The organism is Spirosoma spitsbergense DSM 19989 (assembly GCF_000374085.1).
Taxonomy (GTDB): Bacteria; Bacteroidota; Bacteroidia; order Cytophagales; family Spirosomataceae; genus Spirosoma; species Spirosoma spitsbergense.
Genome location: NZ_KB893543.1, coordinates 48,348 through 66,019, shown reverse-complemented (window position 1 = coordinate 66,019; position 17,672 = coordinate 48,348). Strand labels below are relative to the sequence as shown.

The 17,672-nt window shown below is 50.2% G+C and carries 18 protein-coding genes; 10 read left to right on the top strand and 8 right to left on the bottom strand.

The features are described 5' to 3' along the window. Positions 1-25 precede the first annotated feature (25 nt). Both B157_RS0114765 and B157_RS0114760 read right to left on the bottom strand, forming a co-directional pair. Positions 26-778, bottom strand: a complete 753-nt coding sequence (locus B157_RS0114765) for a PIG-L deacetylase family protein (protein WP_020604073.1) — start codon at positions 776-778, stop codon at positions 26-28. Beyond that, on the bottom strand, positions 762-1,928 hold the full coding sequence (locus B157_RS0114760) for an acyl-CoA dehydrogenase family protein (RefSeq protein ID WP_020604072.1): 1,167 nt from the start codon (positions 1,926-1,928) through the stop codon (positions 762-764). Before B157_RS0114760 ends, B157_RS0114765 begins: the two co-directional genes overlap by 17 nt. 308 nt (positions 1,929-2,236) lie before the next feature. Here B157_RS0114760 and B157_RS0114755 point away from each other — a divergent pair, with 308 nt between their 5' ends. The 5 genes from B157_RS0114755 to B157_RS0114735 all read left to right on the top strand — a co-directional run bounded on the left by B157_RS0114755 (position 2,237) and on the right by B157_RS0114735 (position 7,323). Then, complete coding sequence (locus tag B157_RS0114755; protein ID WP_020604071.1) at positions 2,237-3,448, top strand: glycosyltransferase family 1 protein; 1,212 nt, start codon at positions 2,237-2,239, stop codon at positions 3,446-3,448. Between the two features lie 247 nt (positions 3,449-3,695). Next, positions 3,696-4,439 carry a hypothetical protein gene (locus B157_RS0114750; RefSeq protein WP_020604070.1) on the top strand — a complete coding sequence of 248 codons (744 nt, stop codon included), beginning with the start codon at positions 3,696-3,698 and terminating at the stop codon, positions 4,437-4,439. Next, the gene (locus B157_RS0114745; protein WP_020604069.1) at positions 4,436-5,701 is read left to right on the top strand and encodes a glycerophosphodiester phosphodiesterase; all 1,266 of its coding nucleotides are present in this window, start codon (positions 4,436-4,438) and stop codon (positions 5,699-5,701) included. Before B157_RS0114750 ends, B157_RS0114745 begins: the two co-directional genes overlap by 4 nt. Positions 5,702-5,705: 4 nt before the next feature. Next, positions 5,706-6,383 carry a hypothetical protein gene (locus tag B157_RS0114740; protein WP_020604068.1) on the top strand — a complete coding sequence of 226 codons (678 nt, stop codon included), beginning with the start codon at positions 5,706-5,708 and terminating at the stop codon, positions 6,381-6,383. A gap of 31 nt (positions 6,384-6,414) precedes the next feature. Then, positions 6,415-7,323, top strand: coding sequence for a metallophosphoesterase family protein (locus B157_RS0114735; protein WP_020604067.1), 909 nt, complete (start codon positions 6,415-6,417; stop codon positions 7,321-7,323). Positions 7,324-7,411: 88 nt separating this feature from the next. Here B157_RS0114735 and B157_RS0114730 read toward each other — a convergent pair whose 3' ends face one another. The 5 genes from B157_RS0114730 to B157_RS0114710 all read right to left on the bottom strand — a co-directional run bounded on the left by B157_RS0114730 (position 7,412) and on the right by B157_RS0114710 (position 11,040). Next, positions 7,412-8,500 carry a Fic family protein gene (locus tag B157_RS0114730; RefSeq protein ID WP_026308709.1) on the bottom strand — a complete coding sequence of 363 codons (1,089 nt, stop codon included), beginning with the start codon at positions 8,498-8,500 and terminating at the stop codon, positions 7,412-7,414. 131 nt (positions 8,501-8,631) lie between these two features. Continuing rightward, on the bottom strand, positions 8,632-9,399 hold the full coding sequence (locus B157_RS0114725; RefSeq protein ID WP_020604065.1) for a hypothetical protein: 768 nt from the start codon (positions 9,397-9,399) through the stop codon (positions 8,632-8,634). A gap of 32 nt (positions 9,400-9,431) precedes the next feature. Continuing rightward, positions 9,432-10,403 (bottom strand): hypothetical protein, encoded by a 972-nt coding sequence (locus tag B157_RS0114720; RefSeq protein WP_020604064.1) that lies wholly within the window; start codon positions 10,401-10,403, stop codon positions 9,432-9,434. After that, a complete protein-coding gene (locus B157_RS0114715) occupies positions 10,400-10,816 on the bottom strand; it encodes a PIN domain-containing protein (RefSeq protein WP_020604063.1) in 417 nt (138 codons plus the stop codon). The genes B157_RS0114720 and B157_RS0114715 overlap by 4 nt, the downstream gene beginning before the upstream one ends. Then, the gene (locus B157_RS0114710; RefSeq protein ID WP_020604062.1) at positions 10,816-11,040 is read right to left on the bottom strand and encodes a hypothetical protein; all 225 of its coding nucleotides are present in this window, start codon (positions 11,038-11,040) and stop codon (positions 10,816-10,818) included. Before B157_RS0114710 ends, B157_RS0114715 begins: the two co-directional genes overlap by 1 nt. A 140-nt stretch (positions 11,041-11,180) precedes the next feature. Here B157_RS0114710 and B157_RS0114705 point away from each other — a divergent pair, with 140 nt between their 5' ends. Next, on the top strand, positions 11,181-12,761 hold the full coding sequence (locus B157_RS0114705) for an amidohydrolase family protein (RefSeq protein WP_020604061.1): 1,581 nt from the start codon (positions 11,181-11,183) through the stop codon (positions 12,759-12,761). Between the two features lie 66 nt (positions 12,762-12,827). After that, positions 12,828-13,259 (top strand): hypothetical protein, encoded by a 432-nt coding sequence (locus B157_RS0114700; RefSeq protein ID WP_020604060.1) that lies wholly within the window; start codon positions 12,828-12,830, stop codon positions 13,257-13,259. A 105-nt stretch (positions 13,260-13,364) separates the two neighbouring features. Here the strand turns inward: B157_RS0114700 and B157_RS0114695 are convergent, their stop codons facing one another. Then, positions 13,365-14,390 (bottom strand): lysylphosphatidylglycerol synthase transmembrane domain-containing protein, encoded by a 1,026-nt coding sequence (locus B157_RS0114695; protein WP_020604059.1) that lies wholly within the window; start codon positions 14,388-14,390, stop codon positions 13,365-13,367. 132 nt (positions 14,391-14,522) lie between these two features. On the opposite strand from B157_RS0114695, the gene B157_RS0114690 reads away from it, so the two are divergent. The 3 genes from B157_RS0114690 to B157_RS0114680 are packed head-to-tail and all read left to right on the top strand — an operon-like array spanning position 14,523 to position 17,669. Continuing rightward, on the top strand, positions 14,523-16,628 hold the full coding sequence (locus tag B157_RS0114690) for a DUF7657 domain-containing protein (RefSeq protein ID WP_020604058.1): 2,106 nt from the start codon (positions 14,523-14,525) through the stop codon (positions 16,626-16,628). Then, positions 16,621-17,301: a glycosyltransferase family 2 protein gene (locus B157_RS0114685; RefSeq protein ID WP_020604057.1), complete on the top strand. Its 681-nt coding sequence runs from the start codon at positions 16,621-16,623 to the stop codon at positions 17,299-17,301. The genes B157_RS0114690 and B157_RS0114685 overlap by 8 nt, the downstream gene beginning before the upstream one ends. Next, positions 17,301-17,669, top strand: a complete 369-nt coding sequence (locus B157_RS0114680; RefSeq protein WP_020604056.1) for a DUF2304 domain-containing protein — start codon at positions 17,301-17,303, stop codon at positions 17,667-17,669. Before B157_RS0114685 ends, B157_RS0114680 begins: the two co-directional genes overlap by 1 nt. Positions 17,670-17,672 lie beyond the last annotated feature (3 nt).

Below are 17,672 nucleotides of genomic sequence, written 5' to 3'. Positions count from 1 at the left end.
ACGGACTAGTTGTCGTGATGAAGAATTATTGACCCGTTGCTTCCAGAAATAGCTCGCTGGGTGGCTCGAAATGGCGCAACAGTTCGGGCGACAGGTAAAAAGCCGTCGGGTCATCATCAATCATACGGGTCACCTGCGACTGATGGGCGGCAATGGCCTGATTGCGCTGGTTCATAACCGACGCAATGTCCACCTGCCAGACCGTCCGTTCGTCGGGAGCGGGCAAGTCTCCAGGCGTTCCCAGTTCCCATAGCCAGATCAGGTATTCCAGTATTCTGGGTTTCGTACTACATTGTTGAACCGCTGCCTGGCCAATCTGCCAGCAGGCGCGATGGTCGGGGTGGGGGTCCCGTTGCCAGGGCATGAACACCGTGGTGGGGTTCACCTTGTCCAGTAGGGTTGCCACGCGGGCCGCGGCTTCCGGGAAACCCGGATCATGGCTCGTTGGTACCCGACGGTCGGGGTAACGCAGGAACGTACAGGCATTAGCATCAATACGCAATCGGCGCAATGCTTCGTGTGCTTCCTGTTCCCGCAGGTCACGCAACCTGGAAGCCGGATACGCTTTTGAGTTGGGGTGCGACAGGGTACCGTCGCTCACGAACAGCACATGCACGGCATATCCCAGTTTACGCAGCAGGGCAATAGTTCCCCCACACCCCAGGGACTCGTCATCCGGGTGCGGGGCCATGACCAGGGCCGAACCAATGGTTTTTAGATCTGTTAGGGGGGCGGCCCGTTCTTCCAGGAGATAGACGTGTTTATGACCAGAGTTCATTGGCTGGCTGTAGGTTTGTCAGTACATATTTCCCAATATCCACCAGGGTAGCATCAGGGGCAGGTTGGCGCAGGTAAAGTGTCAGGTCGCGGTGGAGTCGTTCAAAGGGATTGGGGCGAAGCAGCCCCCGTGCTCCCACGCAGCGTTCTGCCAGTGGCATCACGCGTAAACAGATTTCCTCAATGGCGGTGCGTGTCATGTTGGCGTACCCCACTATCGTAGTCCAATCTGTTCCCTGAGTCAGCCATTGGTCGGTTTTATCCCCGGCTGCCTGAAGCCATTGGTTGCCGGATTCAATCAGGTAAGCCATCTCGGCAAGCCGGGTTTGCTGAAGAAGGTCATCAATGCGGTTCATGGCCATCAGGAATGAGCGGGTAGCCTGAAAAATGGCTTCGGCCCCGCCCAGTTGCACGGCAGCAAAGCGGATAGCTCCTCCGCTGAAGTAGGGTTGCCGGAGGTAATCGCCCGGTTGACCCAGCAGGTCGGATTCAGTTACCTCAACGCCGGTAAAATCAAGTTTAAAACTGGCTGAAGCCCGCATCCCCAATGGTTGCCAGAATCGCTCATCCTGCCTTATTTTCCTGACCCGTTCCGTTGGTACGATAGCCATCTGCCAGCCATTTCTTGAATCGGCCTGTAAGTGACCCGTTATCAGGGGGCGATGCACCCAACTGGCTCCTGAGCAGAACGTTTTGGCACCGGTAAGCCGGTATAAACCGTTCGATTCGTCAATGCGTATGCCATCTTCCGCCTGTGTATTCCAGACGCTGAACAGTCGGCGGTGCTGGCAGGCATCGGCGTGCCACGTTGCCTGCTGCTCCGGAGTGGCATACCGATGAATGAGGTAAAGGGCGTTGATGTGTCCCTCGTACACGCGTCCAACGGCCAGATTGGCCGAACCAATCCGCTTCAACAACTGCAACAGGCGGGCCGTTTGTCCCTGGGTAAAATCAAGATCGTGTCCGGGTAGCGTAATGGCGAGTAAGCCAGCATCGGCTAACTGGCTAAACGCACTTTCTGGAAATTCTCCTTCGCTATCGGTATCAGGAGCCAGTTCGGTAATCCGGTTCAGTAATGGGTTGAGCCGACAGGGTGCATCCAGCGGAATAGTTGTCTGTCTGGCAGAAGGAACTGTTTGAGTGGATTCCATGCTTGTATAAATCAGTAGCTCGACCGATTGTTTTACGAAACATTTTACCGCAACAGCTATTTGTGGAAAACAAGCTGCAATCGGCTGGAACAGGATGATTACAGCCCTGAAAATAGAGCTGGGCTGACGAAGAAATTGAGTCTCCTCCTGGTATGCCTTTCGTGTTATGCTGATTTTGACAGCCTGATGCCAGCCCATCAGATAGGAAACAGGAAATACCTTAAATTTTGTCTCTTATCGCCTTAACAAAGTTAACTCTACTCAGTTTGTATTCTTATTGCCCAAAACTATAGCTCATAACTCAACTTATGTTTCAGCAACAAACCTTAGGGGAGACGTCCTCCGTACAAACGAATACAACCGATAATTCAGTTGAACATCAATCCCCGGTAGTAGAGTTAACCAATCATAGTGTCAACGATTTACTCTGTTTTTCTCATCTGCGCTGGAACTTCGTATACCAGCGGCCACAACATTTGCTAAGCCGGGCCAGCCAGGTATGGCGGGTTTGGTTCATTGAAGAGCCGGTATACGGCGACAGGGAATGGGTAGAAACGCGGGCCGTTAGTGAAACAATTACGGTCGTGGTGCCCCACCTGAAGCATGGTATGCCGCACGAAAAGATACTAAATCAGCAGCGGGAAGCGGTGAACGAACTGCTTAGTCAAAATGCTATTCAGGAATTTGTTGCCTGGTATTACACCCCGATGGCACTTCGGTTCAGCGATCACCTCACCCCGCACCTGACTGTTTATGACTGCATGGATGAACTATCCGCTTTTCTGGGCGCACCACCCAGTTTGCTCGAACGGGAAAAAGAACTGCTCAATAAAGCAGATCTGGTGTTCACTGGCGGACTAAGTTTGTATAAGGCCAAGCAGAACCGGCACGCCAATGTATTTGCTTTCCCGAGCAGCATCGACTACAACCATTTTGAACCCGCCCGGCATGCACTACCCGTACCCAATGATATGCAGTCTGTTCCACCAGGACCGCGCATTGGATTCTGTGGGGTCATCGACGAGCGTATGAATATTGATCTGCTGGCATCACTGGCTCAACAACGCCCCGACTGGCAGTTCATTCTGTTAGGGCCAGTGGTGAAAATCAACCCGGTCACGCTCCCCAAAGCCCCTAATATTCATTATCTGGGTATGAAAACATACCTGGAACTACCGGCCTACTTCAGTCAATGGGACGTCGCGATTATGCCATTTGCCATCAATGAAGCTACCCGGTATATCAGCCCGACCAAAACCCCCGAATACCTGGCGGCTGGTTTGCCCGTGGTCTCGACGAGGATTAACGACGTAGTCAGTACCTACGGTGGGTGGGCACCCGTGCTCATTGCTGATTCTGCTTCGGTGTTTGAGCAGGAAATTGAAAAAGCCCTCAATCAGCCCAACTTTTCGGACAACTGGGTGGCGGTGGATGAGTACCTGCTGGCTAACTCCTGGGACAAAACCTGGGCGTCTATGAACCGGCTTATGCAAAGTCAGTTAGCGGAGGTTTTTCAGTAAGTAGCCAACGATACTATGCATGCACCACTTTTGCATAACCGGTGAAAAATTACACCGATATGTGCGTAGTAGTTGCGTGACTAAACTGCCTGATGAGGCCGAAGAAGTCTTGTTGCAACCAGTGTTCCATGCCTATCGGGCATGGAACACTGGTTGTCGGCCTGTTATTTGTGTTGGTTTTGTGTTACCTCCGCAACATATTCCTACCCGGTGCGGTTTACTACTCACTCTAATAAGAACCCGCCAGGTGACTACATTTCGACGCAAGCATAGCAGGGGCTACTTAGTTGTAGTCTTCCTGCTTGGGATACCATTCTTCACTACTGCCCAATCGGCAGAAAGCAAGCCGAGGAAATCGGAGATATATTTTCCTCAGGCACCGCTGCCGCACACCTGGCGTAACTCACTGGGCCTGGTTTTTACGACTACACCACCCGAACTGACCGAAGAAATACGGGTAAGTGTACCCGCCATCGACCTTAATTTTCAGCGAGGCTTAACCAAACGTCTGTTTTTTGCAGGACGGTTTCAGACCCAGTTTGTTCAGAGTAATCTAAGCCTGGGCCTGCGTTGGGCCAGACCCATAACGGACCGGCTGGCGGTGTCGGCGGGGTACGATGTCAGTGGCTGGGGAGGAGCACTGGAAATAAAGGACGTTTTCAGTAGTCAGGCCTATGGTATTGAATCCATGCCGAACATATCGGTAGGCTACCGTCTGAAAAACGATCTTCGTTTAACGGTAAAATCCGAAGCTATTCTGGATCATTATTACCGCTCGGAAGTTGGTACACTGGCTGTGGTGCGGGATGGCCTGCAATTAAATGGTTTTGCCTTCACGATTGTGCTGGAACAACCGTTTTATAATCAGCGGTACGTATCGGCAGGCTTCAGGGCGGCTTATTCAAATTTCAACTGGCAGCTTTGGTCACTGTACGACACGTTTGATCGAAACCTGTTTTATCCGCAACTTATTTTCGCCTTTATTCTGTGAAACGATATGCTTACCTGGTGCCTGTCTTATTCGTCATCGCCTTTGGCGGTTGTCGAAAAGAGTATGAAGCACCCTTACCCTATACATTTACAAACTCGCCTGGCTCCGGGCGGTTTTCCCCCGCCGTTCGTCAGGCTATAGAAGGCATTTACGTTGTTTCTGACGGGTCAACACAATTTGGTAACGAGGTAGCACTGAAGTGGTCTTATTTACTTGAGGGAACTGACTCTACGCATTACTTATCAGTGTTTACGGGCCTCGATGCTGCCTATTTTAATCTGGAGGGTAGTTCGCAGACTGACAGCCTAGTGATGAATGGCTATTGGCGCAAACTGGTAAACGCCGATATTGGCCTGGCTCATTTGGTCGTTCAGGCCAAACACAATGGCCGACTACAGGCATTCACGGGAAACCTGCCTGTCGGTGATACATTGGTTATCAAAGGATTGTATGGATCCGGTAAGGCTGCGCCAACGCGACCACTGACGTTGCAGTATATACGACCGCTGAATAGAAAACCGTTCAACATTATGGCCCACCGCTCTGGTGGACGCACATCCGACTTACTGCCCGCTTCCGAAAATTCGGTCGCTATTGTCAAGTTAGCGTCTCGCCTGGGGGCAACCGGCGTTGAAATGGATGTACGCTACACAAAAGATGGCGTGCCGGTACTCTACCATGACAACACACTCAACCTGCGGCTCATCCAGAAAAGTGGACTGACGGGTTCACTGGAATCGTATACGTATAAGCAACTAAGCGCCTTTGTGCGGTTGATCAATGGGGAAAAAATTCCAACGCTTGAAGAAGCACTGGAAGCCGTAGTGTACAATACAGGGCTTAAATTCGTCTGGCTCGACACCAAATATATTGGGCCGATGGACCCTATACAGGCCATTCAGCAGAAATACCTTCAGAAGGCAAAACAGGCTGGCCGTGACCTGAACATTGTGATTGGCCTGCCTACAACCGATGCACTGGACTCCTACAAAGCCCTGAAAAACAAGGAAAATACCCCCATCCTGTGCGAACTGGATACGGCTATCACGCGCAGCGTAGGAGCAGGTATCTGGGCACCCCGCTGGACACTCGGTCCCCAAACGGACGAGGTGCTGGCCATGAAAGCGCAGGGCCGCACTGTATACGTCTGGACGCTCGACGAGCCAACGTTTATTGAGGAATTTATCAATCAGAATCAGTTCGACGGAATTCTTTCCAACTATTCACCCGTAGTTGCCTTTTATCACTATACTGAGCAATGAGCTTATGAATGTTCGCTTACATATTACTAACTGGCTACTCGTATTGCTGTTATTAAGCCTATCTGTCAGTGCTCAGCAGATTCGTCGGACACGCAGAATAGTACCGGACTCGATTGATACCAAAAGAAGTACCCGGCGTGGCCCGTATACAATCGTTGCCACTGCCGGTAGTGGGTTATCCTACTACTCGACGCATGTACTTATTCCGGATGCGCTGGAACAATCCCATCTAAGCCGGTTTGGCGTGCCTGCTTCGTTTCGGTTGATGTGGCATCCCGATCATCGGCTGCGGGTAGGACTCGAATCGGGATGGGTACCTATGTATAGCTACCGGGGGCAGATAACCGGCGAACCGGCGCGGGTAAACATATCGGTTATTCCGGTGTTGGTTGTATTTTCGATGCCGCTGGCCTGGCTTAGTGGTACCGAGCGGAGCATCGCCCGGCGACTGGCGCTGACGGTGGGGTCGGGCTATTATTTAAACCAATCGAGGTTGCGGTATGATGGCAGTGTCGTTGGCAGTAAAAATAGTTTGGGCTGGATGGCCGCCAGTTCTTATACGCAGCCAATTGGCCGTCGCTTTCGAGTGGCAGGGGAGTTGAAGTGGTACGATGCTGTATCGGCAGAGAATGCGGCCTTTACGGCGGAGGTACAGCTGGTATGGCGAGCCTTCTCCTGGTGAAAAACCATTCGTCCCGTAAACAGAATAAACTATGGAAGAAGAGAATAGTAAATCTGAGATTCTTTTTTTGAGCGATACGCAGGCCCCTATGTGGGTAGAACGGCTTGTACTGCGGGCGTACAACAACACCAAAGCAACCCGGACTATTTTTGATGAGATAACCCGGCTAAAACCAACCGTTCTATATTGGCTGGGGGATATCGTATCGCTTGGCTATCGGAAAAACAAGTGGCGTGTTATCGACCAGTTTCTGCTGAAATGCACAGAAGTGGGAACGTCGGTTTATGCCATTATGGGCAACCACGACGTAATGGGTCGCCCCCGAAAAGGAGCCAAAAATTTCCAGCAGCGTTTTCCCGAACACAGCCCTACCGGATACGTAAAACGCACGGATGAGATTGCCGTGGTCATGCTGAATTCCAATTTCAGTATAATGTCAGTCGAAGAACTTGTTAAGCAGCAAACATGGTACGAGCAAACGCTGGTCGATCTGGATGCTGATGCTGACGTAAAGGTTATCATCGTAACCTGTCACCATGCGCCGTATTCGAACAGTAAATTAGTGGGTTCCTCCAAACTGGTACAACAGCGTTTTGTACCGGCTTACCTAAAATCGAAGAAAGCGCGGTTGTTTATTACCGGCCATTCGCATGCCTTCGAGCGGTATGAGTTTGCCGGCAAAACATTTCTGGTCATTGGCGGTGGTGGTGGACTACGCCAGCCCCTGAATACCTCGTCCAGCCGCCTGCCCGATATCGCTACGGCCTACAAACCTATGTTCCATTACCTCGCTGTTCGGCGCGAAGGCGGAGGGTTGGTATTGACCTCCTATTGCCTGAAAAATGATTTCTCCGGGTTTGCAATTGGGTATCAGTTCGAGATTCCGGCAGAACAGGTTCCGGTTACTACATCGGAAGAGCCTGTACAAGCCGGTAAGTAGGCTTGAATCATGGTAGTCAATACCAGAAACGTAGTCATGCTGTGACATCATGAGGGAAAAGAAGGAGCGAATTTTCTGGTGAATCGGATTAATCAGCTAGAATGTCCAACAGGCGTTGATTGACGTAATAGATGGTTTTACCGATGGGGTTGGCTGTAAGTATGCGTGCTTCGGCTAGCTTCTTGAGATAAATGGCTGCTGTTTGCCGGTGGGCCAGTTCGTTGCGTACCAGAAGATCAATTTTCAGATAAGGTTGCATAAACATTATTCGCAGCAAATCAGGGTTGTATGAACTACGCAGTGCCTGTCGCATGTCTGACTCAATTTCATTCATCAGAGCCAGAATACGCCGGATTTTAGAGGTAGTTAGCTGGGCCGTCTGCTCAATGCCATTAAGCATAAATACAATCCATTCTGTCCAGGAGTCCCGCTCCGTAACCTCGCGTAATAGCCGGTAGTAGTCAGTTCGGTAAAGGTTAATGTATCGGCTCAGATACAACACGGGTTGTGGAAGCAATGTCTGCTGTACCAGGTAAAGGGCAATCAGAATTCGACCTGTGCGTCCGTTCCCATCCAGAAACGGGTGAATAGCTTCAAACTGATGATGAATCAGCGCGAGTTTGATGAGCGGATCCGGACCGTTAGGGTCGTCTTCGTTAATAAATTGCTCAAGGGCGGATAACTTCTGCCGAATAACGTCTTCGCAGCAGGGTGGGGTATACATGATCTGACCGGTTGCTCCATTGCGCAGATTTGTACCAGGCGCTTGCCGAACCGCCGACCTATTCTGTTTAATGGTCTGCACCACGCCAATCAGCGTGTTGACTACAATCAGATTGTGTTGCGACTGCATTCGGGCCAGTCCAGCGTAGGTAGCTTCCCGGTAATTCAAGACCTCTTTAGCCGATGAGTTATGGGTAGTTTCTTCAAGCGATGCCCGGTATAACTCGTCCTGCGTCGTCACGATGTTTTCAATGGCTGAGCTATCGCGACTCTCCTGAAGCACCAGTGTATTCAGTAACAAAAGTGGGTCAGGTAGCGTGGCACATAAACCCTTTAGTTCGCCTAAATTTCTAGCTGCTGCTGCTAACGCCCGCACAATTTTGGGCTGGTAATAATTGATGTTGGGCGGTAAATCGGGTAAATCGTTGAATGGAAGAAGCGGGTCGTAAGCCATACTGCGGTGATGTATGTCGAAAAAATCAGAAATTTTCGACAATGTACTCATTTCATGTCGAATGGCTTAACATTAAACGAGCATATTGTCGAAAAAATCAGAAAAATTCGACATAAAGCAGATCCTTCATTTTACTCCTCTTCTACCGCTCCCGCACCCAGTTCCGCAAACAGCGTTTGCCAGTACTGCGTAACGGCGGGGTTGTTTTCCTTCACCGAAGCATTCGGCTCGAAGGGTAGAACCATGGTGATGTCGGGGCTGCCAATGATGTACCGTTTCAGGGATTCGGCATCCGTTTTGGCCCATTCGTCGGCCTGGGTATTGTCTTTGGGGGGCTTCACCTGAAAATCACGCCGACCGTTGCCCTTCACGCTCTCGATCATGTCGCTGAGATAATACACCCTCACCGTTGCCCCCGATTCGTTGGCTTTGGCAATCACGGGCAGACTGGCCCATATGTCGGTTTCCTGGTTGGACGAACCGACATTCTGTGCCATCAATTGCTGAAATACCCGTTGCCTGATTTGTGCTTTTTCGCGGGTTAGCGTCAGGTTGAACTCGGTTTCGGCGGCTTCCCGGTCGGTTGGGCTGGCTGCTGAGATATCGTCCATTTCAGAGCGAATCGTCACGTTCAGGGCGCGGGCTTTTGACGTGTTTTCGTGAATGAAATACACCTCCAGTTTGTCGCCTTTCTGGTGAATGGTCTGCTCGACAATGTCGGTGATGGCCTGCTGGTATTTACGGGCTACGAAGTCTTTGTTGACGTTCACACTGCGGGTTTTATCGATGAAAATCAGCGTGTAGGTGGGGTCGTTCGTTTTTGCCGGTTTGTCTTTGTCCGATGAACAGGCATTGAGGAATACCAGCAGAAAAAGTGAATAAATGGCTCTACGGTTCATGCGATTGTAAGAAGCATATGGGGGTTGAACGCTCATGGCTTTGGGAGTAACTGTGCCCGTAACGTACTGTCTTCCGGTGCGTTATGGTTCCAGTAATCCGTCTGGATGGTTTTTGTCAAAACCGCTCTGGAGGTCAGGAGAGCATTTCGGCTTTTGTACGTTTCTTTCCAGCCAACGATTTTATACGGGAATCGGTTTTCAAAAACAATCACGAGTGTCCGGTCGTCGGTGTGGTATTCGAGTGTGTACGCTTTTAAAAACTTACCAGGATACAGGACTCCTTCATAATCCGCCAGCGTTCCTTTTACAGGCAACGGTTCCAGGCGTTTATGGCGCAGTCGGGCGGCCATCGTACCGGGAATCAGCTCAAATTCGCCCGTGGGTAATTTAGCGGGATTGATTCGGATACGGTTCCAGAGTTCATCTTCAAGCATGGCTTTGGGAACGGTATATTGTTCATCCGCTTCGTTTTCAAAATACGACTTACCGCTCACCTGATACCCCGCATCGCGGTAATTGAGCTGCTGATAGCTATGGCCACACCAATCCTGTACCGAGGTACTTACTTTTAGTGTATTCGGGAAAGCAGCCGCGCGGTCGTTACCGTTGGATGTGGGCGTAAAAACGGATGTAAACAGCGAATAGTCGTAGATACCCGTTGCAAATTTCCGGACTATATTCGTTTTCAGCACCGGCACCGATTTATCATAGCTGGCCGGTGATTCTGATTTAACCTGCGTGTCGGTGCGGAAGTTTTCCGTTACAAAAATCAGCACTGCTTCGCCGGGATATAGTGCCCCGTATTGGACCTGTTCGAGTGTATAGCTGTTTAGCTCAGCCTTTCCCGTAAACCAGTAGGCGGTAAAATCAGCCGGAACAACCTCAATCGGTTTCGGCTTGTTGTCCGGCTCTTTCTGGAAAATAGTTGCTTTCATGGCAAAGGCGAACGCAACGGACAAGAGCAGAACAATGAGCAGGAAGTTTTTGGTAATGATCTGTTTCATCGGAACCAATAAAATTTCAGAATGCCTGCTTTGTCAACAACGTCAAGTTCATGGTGGTCGGATGTAACTATCTCAGCGTTGAGCAAATGGGCTTGAGCCAATAAAAAAGAGTCCGCCACCGACATACTGAATGTCGCCTTAAAATGGCCTGCTGTTAGTATGAAATTCTCGTCAAGTGTATATAACACCCGTACGGGGAGTAAGTGAATGTCTGCCCATAATTCGTTAGCCTCTACTTCTCCTTTATCCCGGTAGAACTGATAATACAGTTCATAAGCGTTGATAGCATGAACAAATAGCAGGCACTCGGCAGTTTCTGCACGGGACATTAATCTTCTGATTACATCAACACCTGACTCTTTGCCGAAATAGGTTAACAGGGCGTTTGCATCCAGGACATACGTGTTTATCACTATAAAACTGGTTTCTGTTCACGTATTTTCTCCCGTTCATTTTCCTGAGCCAACGTTTGAGTCGTAATGCCAGATTTTGCGTACTTGCCTTCCAGGATACGCCAGTTTGCCGACGTGTTAGTTAGTTTTTGCTCTGGTTCAATCACAATGTAGGGTATTGTTTTCAGCAGATTCAATAGCCCTGCTTTTTGTTCTTCTGGAACATGAATAGTTAACGTGGACATATTTGTACTATTTTTTCTCAAAGCTACTAGCTAACACCTTACCTTGCTTGTTGAACCGACTTTTTCTGGTAACACTGTTAGCCATGGCAAAATTCTCAATTTACCTCCGCACACTCCTTATTCTACACTGCTCACTCTTCATGGGTCATTCTCTTTCTGCGCAGGTGGAGAAAGCGCCCCCCCGCCATGAAGGGGAAGGGCCATACGGGAAACTCATTATCCGGGGTGTTACGCTGGTGAACAGTACCGGCGCACCGCCCATTGGGCCGGTGGATATTGTGGTGGAAAAAAACAAAATTGCTCAAATCAAACAAGTGGGTTTTCCGGGCGTACCCATCGACCCGAAGAGTCGACCACAGGCCGGTCCGGGTGATAAAGAACTGAACTGCGAAGGCATGTACCTGATGCCGGGATTTATAGACATGCACGGCCACATTGGCGGGCAGGCGCAGGGGGCCAACGCCGAATATGTGTTCAAACTCTGGCTGGGACACGGTATCACCACCATCCGCGACCCAAGCTGTGGCAACGGGTTGGACTGGGTGCTGGAACACCGCGCCAAGAGCAATAAGAACGAAATTACGGCCCCCCGTATTCTGGCTTATACGGTATTCGGGCAGGGAGCAAAGGAACCCATCAGTACGCCCGAACAGGCGCGGGCCTGGGTGCAGTTAAATGCCAAACGTGGGGCCGACGGCATCAAATTCTTTGGGGCCGAGCCGAATATATTTCGGGCCGCGCTGGAAGAGAACAAGAAATTAGGTTTGCGGTCGGCCTGCCACCACGCCCAGCTGGAAGTGGCCCGAATGAATGCCCTGGCTACCGCTAAAGCAGGCCTGACCTCGCTCGAACACTGGTATGGCCTGCCCGAAGCCCTCTTCGACGATAAAACGGTGCAGAACTACCCCGCCGATTATAACTACAGCAATGAACAGAACCGTTTCGAGGAAGCGGGTAACCTGTGGCAGCAAGCCGCCAAACCGGGCACCGAACGCTGGAACAAGGTGATGGACGAACTCATTGCGCTGGATTTTACCCTCGACCCCACTTTTAATATCTACGAAGCCAACCGCGAACTGATGCTGGCCCGGCGCGCCGAATGGCACGACGATTACACGATGCCGAGCCTGTGGCGTTTCTACGGTCCCAGCCGGATTTCGCACGGGTCGTACTGGCACAACTGGGGTACAGAACAGGAGGTAGCCTGGAAGAAAAATTACCAGCTCTGGATGGCGTTCATCAACGAATACAAAAATCGGGGTGGCCGCGTTACGGCAGGGTCAGATTCCGGTTTCATTTATCAACTCTATGGGTTTGCCTACATTCGCGAACTTGAGCTGCTGCGAGAAGCCGGTTTTCACCCGCTGGAAGTTATTCGGGCCGCCACCCTGAAAGCCGCCGAAGCTCTCGGTATGGCCGATCAGATTGGGTCGGTAGAAGTAGGGAAACTAGCCGATTTTGTGATTGTCGACCAAAATCCGCTGGCTAATCTGAAAGTGCTGTATGGGACGGGGGCTATTCATCTGAACGACAAAAACGAAGTAGAACGGGTAGGAGGAGTTACCTACACAGTGAAAGATGGTGTTGTGTACGATGCCAAAAAACTGCTGGCCGACGTTCGCCAGATGGTAGCCGATGCCAAGCAGAAAGAAAACTTCGAGATAACCCAGCCGGGCGTACCGGCAAAAGCGGGTAAGGTGTCGGGCGGAAGTAAAAATTGACCGGAGTCATACGCGTTCGTGAGCCGACGGGCAATCGGTTTGGGTTGCCCGTCCTACCTTTACACTATGAAATTACTGCTGTTCGTCCTTCTGTTGACAATAGGTTTAGGCCAGTCGGGTCACGCTCAGTCGATTCCGGAAGGGGCTACTGGAATCGATCTGCAAACGTCTACGGCTGATTCGAGCCTTTACCGTGCCGTACAGGGGTTTCTGGAAACCCAGGATTATGTTATCGAGGATGCCGACGAAGCCCGGTACACACTGGCCACCGAACGCCGGGAGGAAATGAACAACGTGCGGATTCGGGTGCTGGTTACAGTAGATAACGGCATTGCCCATTTCACGGCGGAAGGCCGGGTGCTTGTTGGTGATACATCACCAGAGGAACCATTCGTTTACAAAGGAGACACCAAAGCTGGGTTTATGGTCCTTAATCGCCTGGTCGATCTGTTTGCCAAATCATTCGATCTGGCTACTATCGAGTACGACGTTCCCTGAGGCTGGCTGTATGACCCTGTGTTTGCCAATATAGTAAGAAGACATGAACGGGATTTTGAGAAACCTCATCCTGTCATATGGAGGTATCTGGCAGTAACGAGCAGGTTACTTCATCAAACTTGTTGCCTGTTTTTTCCGGCGATTGGCAATCAGAATCGGCACAATCAGGAAGCTCAAGCTGCTGAGCAGCAGCGAGAAACCAGTTTGAACAGCGTGCAGGAATGTGGCCACGACAACGCCTTCCGTAAGGGTCATTCCGTATAAAACCAATGCCCGGCTAACCAGAAAGTGGTACGTGCCAATTCCGCCCTGGGTTGGTACGGCTATCCCCCCCACTGAACTAACAGTCAGTATGGTCAGGGCGGCCTGGGGAGGGAGTGAAGTCGTTTGGGGAGAAGCAAAAAACAAACTGTACGTTATCAGAAAGGCTAGTCCGAAATTCACGACAGTCAGAAAGATAAACAGGCCCGGCTGTTTGAGTTGCCGAATGCTTAAAAAGCCCCGCTTCACTTCCCTGATAATAGTAATTACCCGGATAATGAGCCGGTTTTTCCAGAAAGCGTCACTTCGAAAAAGCCGATACAGGCCAATAAACAAAAGCAACAGGCTGATAGATAAGATAATAAGTAGTGTGTTCGATGGCTTGGCGGGTGTAAAGCGTCCCGTAACCGGCATCAGTAAGTCAAGCAAATACTGCCCTACCCGCCTGAATTCAAGCATCACTGTCAGGGCGATAATGACCAGCAGCATCACCAGGTCGACAACCCGTTCGGCCACGACTGAGCCAATACCCTGTGCCAGCGGTACACCATCGGTTCGTTGTAGGGTGCCGCAACGGGTTAGTTCACCCGCACCCGGAACGAGCATACTGGCCATTGTGCCGGCCAGCAACGCTATAGTTGTCCGGAACAGTGATGGCTGGTGACCGAGTGCCTGTAGGGTAAGTTGCCAGCGGGCCGCCCGTGCCAGTTGATACAAGCCCGTTATCAAACCCGATATAGCCAGCCACCCGACGTTAGCCTGCCGGAATTGTTGCCCTATTTCGGCCAGCGGAACGTCCTTCAGTACGTACCATAGTAAAACAATGGAAAGCATAACGGGCAACCCCTGCTGAACCAATCGTTTATTCATACGGGCAAATTAGGTATTTTTATAAAGAGATTGCCCGCCACTGGCAGAACTGGCATGGTATTAGTAGATTTGGTTTCGCGTACCTTTTTTGTACAACGTAGCCCATACAATAATTCGTCCGTAGTCTTCCTCATGTCAAAGAAAAAGAAAGGTTCGCCCGTTACTGCGGCAGCACCTTCGACCAGTCATTCGGCCCAATCACCACCAAAACCCCAAGCTACAGCGGTTCGTTCGCAACCCGTTGTGCCGCCAAAACCAGCCGATTTCCCCGAAGCTGAACGACCCTTTGAGTTGATCCGGTTTGATAAGCGGGTAAAGTGGTTTATCGGGATTTGCGTAGGGCTGTTTTTGCTGCTGACTTTAGCGAAAATAAATTATTCGTCCATTGGCATGTGGAACACAGTAATCCCCGATGGTTCGGATATCAAACGGGGTGTTATTTCGGGTACGCCCAAAGCGATACGAATTGATGAATGGGGCGTGGTGACGCCTTTTATGATGTCTCAGGCGCATCAGGGGTTTCCGCTCGAAAACGCTGCCATTGGGGGCGAAAAAGTAGCGTTGGTCGGCTATTATCCAATCAAGCATTTCGTCTCTTTTTTTCGGCCCAGTCATTGGGGGTTTTTCCTGTTCGACTTCGACCACGGTTTTTCCTGGCACTGGAATTTTGTTATTTTCTTCAATCTGATTGCCAGTACGCTTGTTTTTTTACTGTTCACCCGTAATAATTTCTGGCTATCGGTAATGGGGGCATTCTGGCTGGTTTTTTCCCCTGGTTTTGCCTGGTGGTCTTATTTTGTGCTCACTACGCAGTTCGCGGCCAGTTTGCTCCTGATTTCATCTGTCTACCTGTTCTACGCCCGCAACGTCCGTACCCTGCTCATTGCGGGGCCGCTATTTACGTGGTCTTTTGTCATGTTTGCCCTCATCTTATATCCTCCATACCAGGTTATGCTCGGTTATCTGATGATCATGCTGCTCATTGGGTTCGTCTGGAGAAATGCAAAAAAGGAGTATTTGCTGGATAAGGTATGGCTAAAACTGGCCACGTTCGCCATTGCCTTCGTGGTAATGGGTGTTCTGTTTTACCAGTTTTACCTGGATGCCAAACCGACCATCGATGTGATGAGTAATACCGTCTATCCGGGTAAACGCAGCGAAACGGGTGGTACAGGATTTATTGCCAACTGGTTTTCTGAATATTACGCCGGCTGGCTCATCAATAACGATAGTTTCCCAAAAATCTGGCTGAATGTCTGCGAGTTATCCCACTTTATTACGTTTACGCCAGTTGTAGCAGTCGGGTTGGGGATTTATTACCTGCGGCAGAAACAGTTCGATCCGCTGTTGACTATTCTGCTGGGATTCGTTGTTTTTGTATTGATCTATATTGAAGTTGGTTTTCCTGAGTTTCTCGCCAAAATTACGTTATTCGACCTCAGTCCGACCCGCCGGGCGCAGGTGCCCTTTGGTATCGCTAATGTATTTCTAGCCGTTCTGTATCTGGACTACATCAGCAAGCAAAAAAAACTGCTGCTTTCCGGTACAACTGCTGCTTTGCTGACGGTGGCCGTACTGGCCTTCATGGTTTTTGCGGCCTGGCTGAACATCTCAACCTCAGAGGGGTTCTTTAAGGTCCATCAGTTGGTGTTGCCAACGCTGTTTTTTGCGGGCCTGAACTACCTGATGCTACCCGTTACTACCTTCCGCCATAAAGAACTGTACATTGCCGGAGCACTCGTGCTGTTTACCCTGCCCAATCTAAAGATCAATCCGGTTGCCAAGGGAACATCGCCGATAACAGAGAACGCTCTTTACCGGAAAGTGCGGGAAATTCACCTGCAGGAACCCAACGCCAGGTGGGTGGTATTGGGGAGTCAGTATATTACCTACCTCGTAACGGCTACCGGAGTAAACCAGTTGAGTGGCGTAAAAAATCAGCCCGATTTTAAATCGATGCGCGTGCTGGACCCAACGGCCAAACAGGACTCGGCCTACAATCGGTATGCACATACTGTTTACGGCTCTTACATTGATCCTGCCCACCCGGACTCGGTCATTATTCAGAACGGTTATGAAGATGGCTATCAGGTGGGAATTGACCCTTGCTCACCTAAGTTAAGAACACTCAATGTTCGCTATTTTATCTTTGACCGGGTACCCCAACCCGTTGAGATTCGGTGTATGAAACAGGTGGCTGTGTTAGGGAACATTCAAATCTATCGTAGCAATGACTGAGCAGGTATACATCGTGATCCCTTCGTATAATGAGGGCAACGTGATTCGGCAAACGATCAATTCGCTTGGGAGTCAGTACCATATCGTGCTGGTCGATGATGCGTCGACGGATGAGACCGCTAACGCCGTACGCGATCTGCCGGTTTACTACCTGCGTCATGAGATCAATCTGGGGCAGGGAGCGGCTTTACAAACGGGGATGGATTTTGCCCGGCAGCAGGGGGCTGACATTGTTGTTCATTTCGATGCTGATGGGCAACATAACCCGGCAGATATTGATCGGTTCATCGAAACATTGCGTACCCAAAAACTCGATGTGGTGCTGGGCTCCCGTTTTCTGCGTAGAGAGGATTTAATCGCTATTCCGCGGCTGCGCCGTTTGTTGCTGCGGGTAGCCCGGGTTATCAATGGACTACTAACGGGGTTATGGTTGTCTGATGCCCATAATGGTTTCAGGGTGATGAATCGCCGGGCACTAAACGCCATTCAACTCAAGGAGAACAGAATGGCACACGCCAGTGAAATTTTGATGCAGATTCGGCGACTGGGCCTGAAGTACGTGGAGATGCCTACGCACATTATTTACACGGATTACTCACAGGTAAAAGGACAGCGCTGGCAGGGGGCTGTTGATATTCTGATTGACGTCTTTATTAATAAATACTTTCGCTGATGAACGCTGATATTCAATTTACACTAACACCAATTCAGTTACTACTATCTGCTTTACTGCTGGTAGTGGCGGTTGCTTCATTACGTTTATTTCGCAATAGGTTACTCTACCGACTTTTTTTTATCGGTATTGTGTTTACGGGGATTTTATTTGTTGCCGTACCCATTTTACCGGTTTATCTGGCCATAATGCTGGGTGTGGGCAGGGGTGTGGACCTGGTTTTTTATCTACTTTTTACTGGGTTCCTTTTGCTGATTGCGGTACTGTACCGTCGATTACTACAGCATGACGTGATTCTGACGCAGATAATCCGGCAAAATTCTATTAAAAATTGCCGGATTATGAATTTACTAGAAAAACCAACTTAATTA

Bases quoted from the DNA above. Each gene is read 5' to 3' on its own strand.
- B157_RS0114765 (WP_020604073.1), bottom strand. From the start codon at position 778: ATGAACTCTGGTCATAAACACGTCTATCTCCTGGAAGAACGGGCCGCC.
- B157_RS0114760 (WP_020604072.1), bottom strand. From the start codon at position 1,928: ATGGAATCCACTCAAACAGTTCCTTCTGCCAGACAGACAACTATTCCG.
- B157_RS0114755 (WP_020604071.1), top strand. From the start codon at position 2,237: ATGTTTCAGCAACAAACCTTAGGGGAGACGTCCTCCGTACAAACGAAT.
- B157_RS0114740 (WP_020604068.1), top strand. From the start codon at position 5,706: ATGAATGTTCGCTTACATATTACTAACTGGCTACTCGTATTGCTGTTA.
- B157_RS0114735 (WP_020604067.1), top strand. From the start codon at position 6,415: ATGGAAGAAGAGAATAGTAAATCTGAGATTCTTTTTTTGAGCGATACG.
- B157_RS0114730 (WP_026308709.1), bottom strand. From the start codon at position 8,500: ATGGCTTACGACCCGCTTCTTCCATTCAACGATTTACCCGATTTACCG.
- B157_RS0114725 (WP_020604065.1), bottom strand. From the start codon at position 9,399: ATGAACCGTAGAGCCATTTATTCACTTTTTCTGCTGGTATTCCTCAAT.
- B157_RS0114720 (WP_020604064.1), bottom strand. From the start codon at position 10,403: ATGAAACAGATCATTACCAAAAACTTCCTGCTCATTGTTCTGCTCTTG.
- B157_RS0114710 (WP_020604062.1), bottom strand. From the start codon at position 11,040: ATGTCCACGTTAACTATTCATGTTCCAGAAGAACAAAAAGCAGGGCTA.
- B157_RS0114705 (WP_020604061.1), top strand. From the start codon at position 11,181: ATGGGTCATTCTCTTTCTGCGCAGGTGGAGAAAGCGCCCCCCCGCCAT.
- B157_RS0114700 (WP_020604060.1), top strand. From the start codon at position 12,828: ATGAAATTACTGCTGTTCGTCCTTCTGTTGACAATAGGTTTAGGCCAG.
- B157_RS0114695 (WP_020604059.1), bottom strand. From the start codon at position 14,390: ATGAATAAACGATTGGTTCAGCAGGGGTTGCCCGTTATGCTTTCCATT.
- B157_RS0114690 (WP_020604058.1), top strand. From the start codon at position 14,523: ATGTCAAAGAAAAAGAAAGGTTCGCCCGTTACTGCGGCAGCACCTTCG.
- B157_RS0114685 (WP_020604057.1), top strand. From the start codon at position 16,621: ATGACTGAGCAGGTATACATCGTGATCCCTTCGTATAATGAGGGCAAC.
- B157_RS0114680 (WP_020604056.1), top strand. From the start codon at position 17,301: ATGAACGCTGATATTCAATTTACACTAACACCAATTCAGTTACTACTA.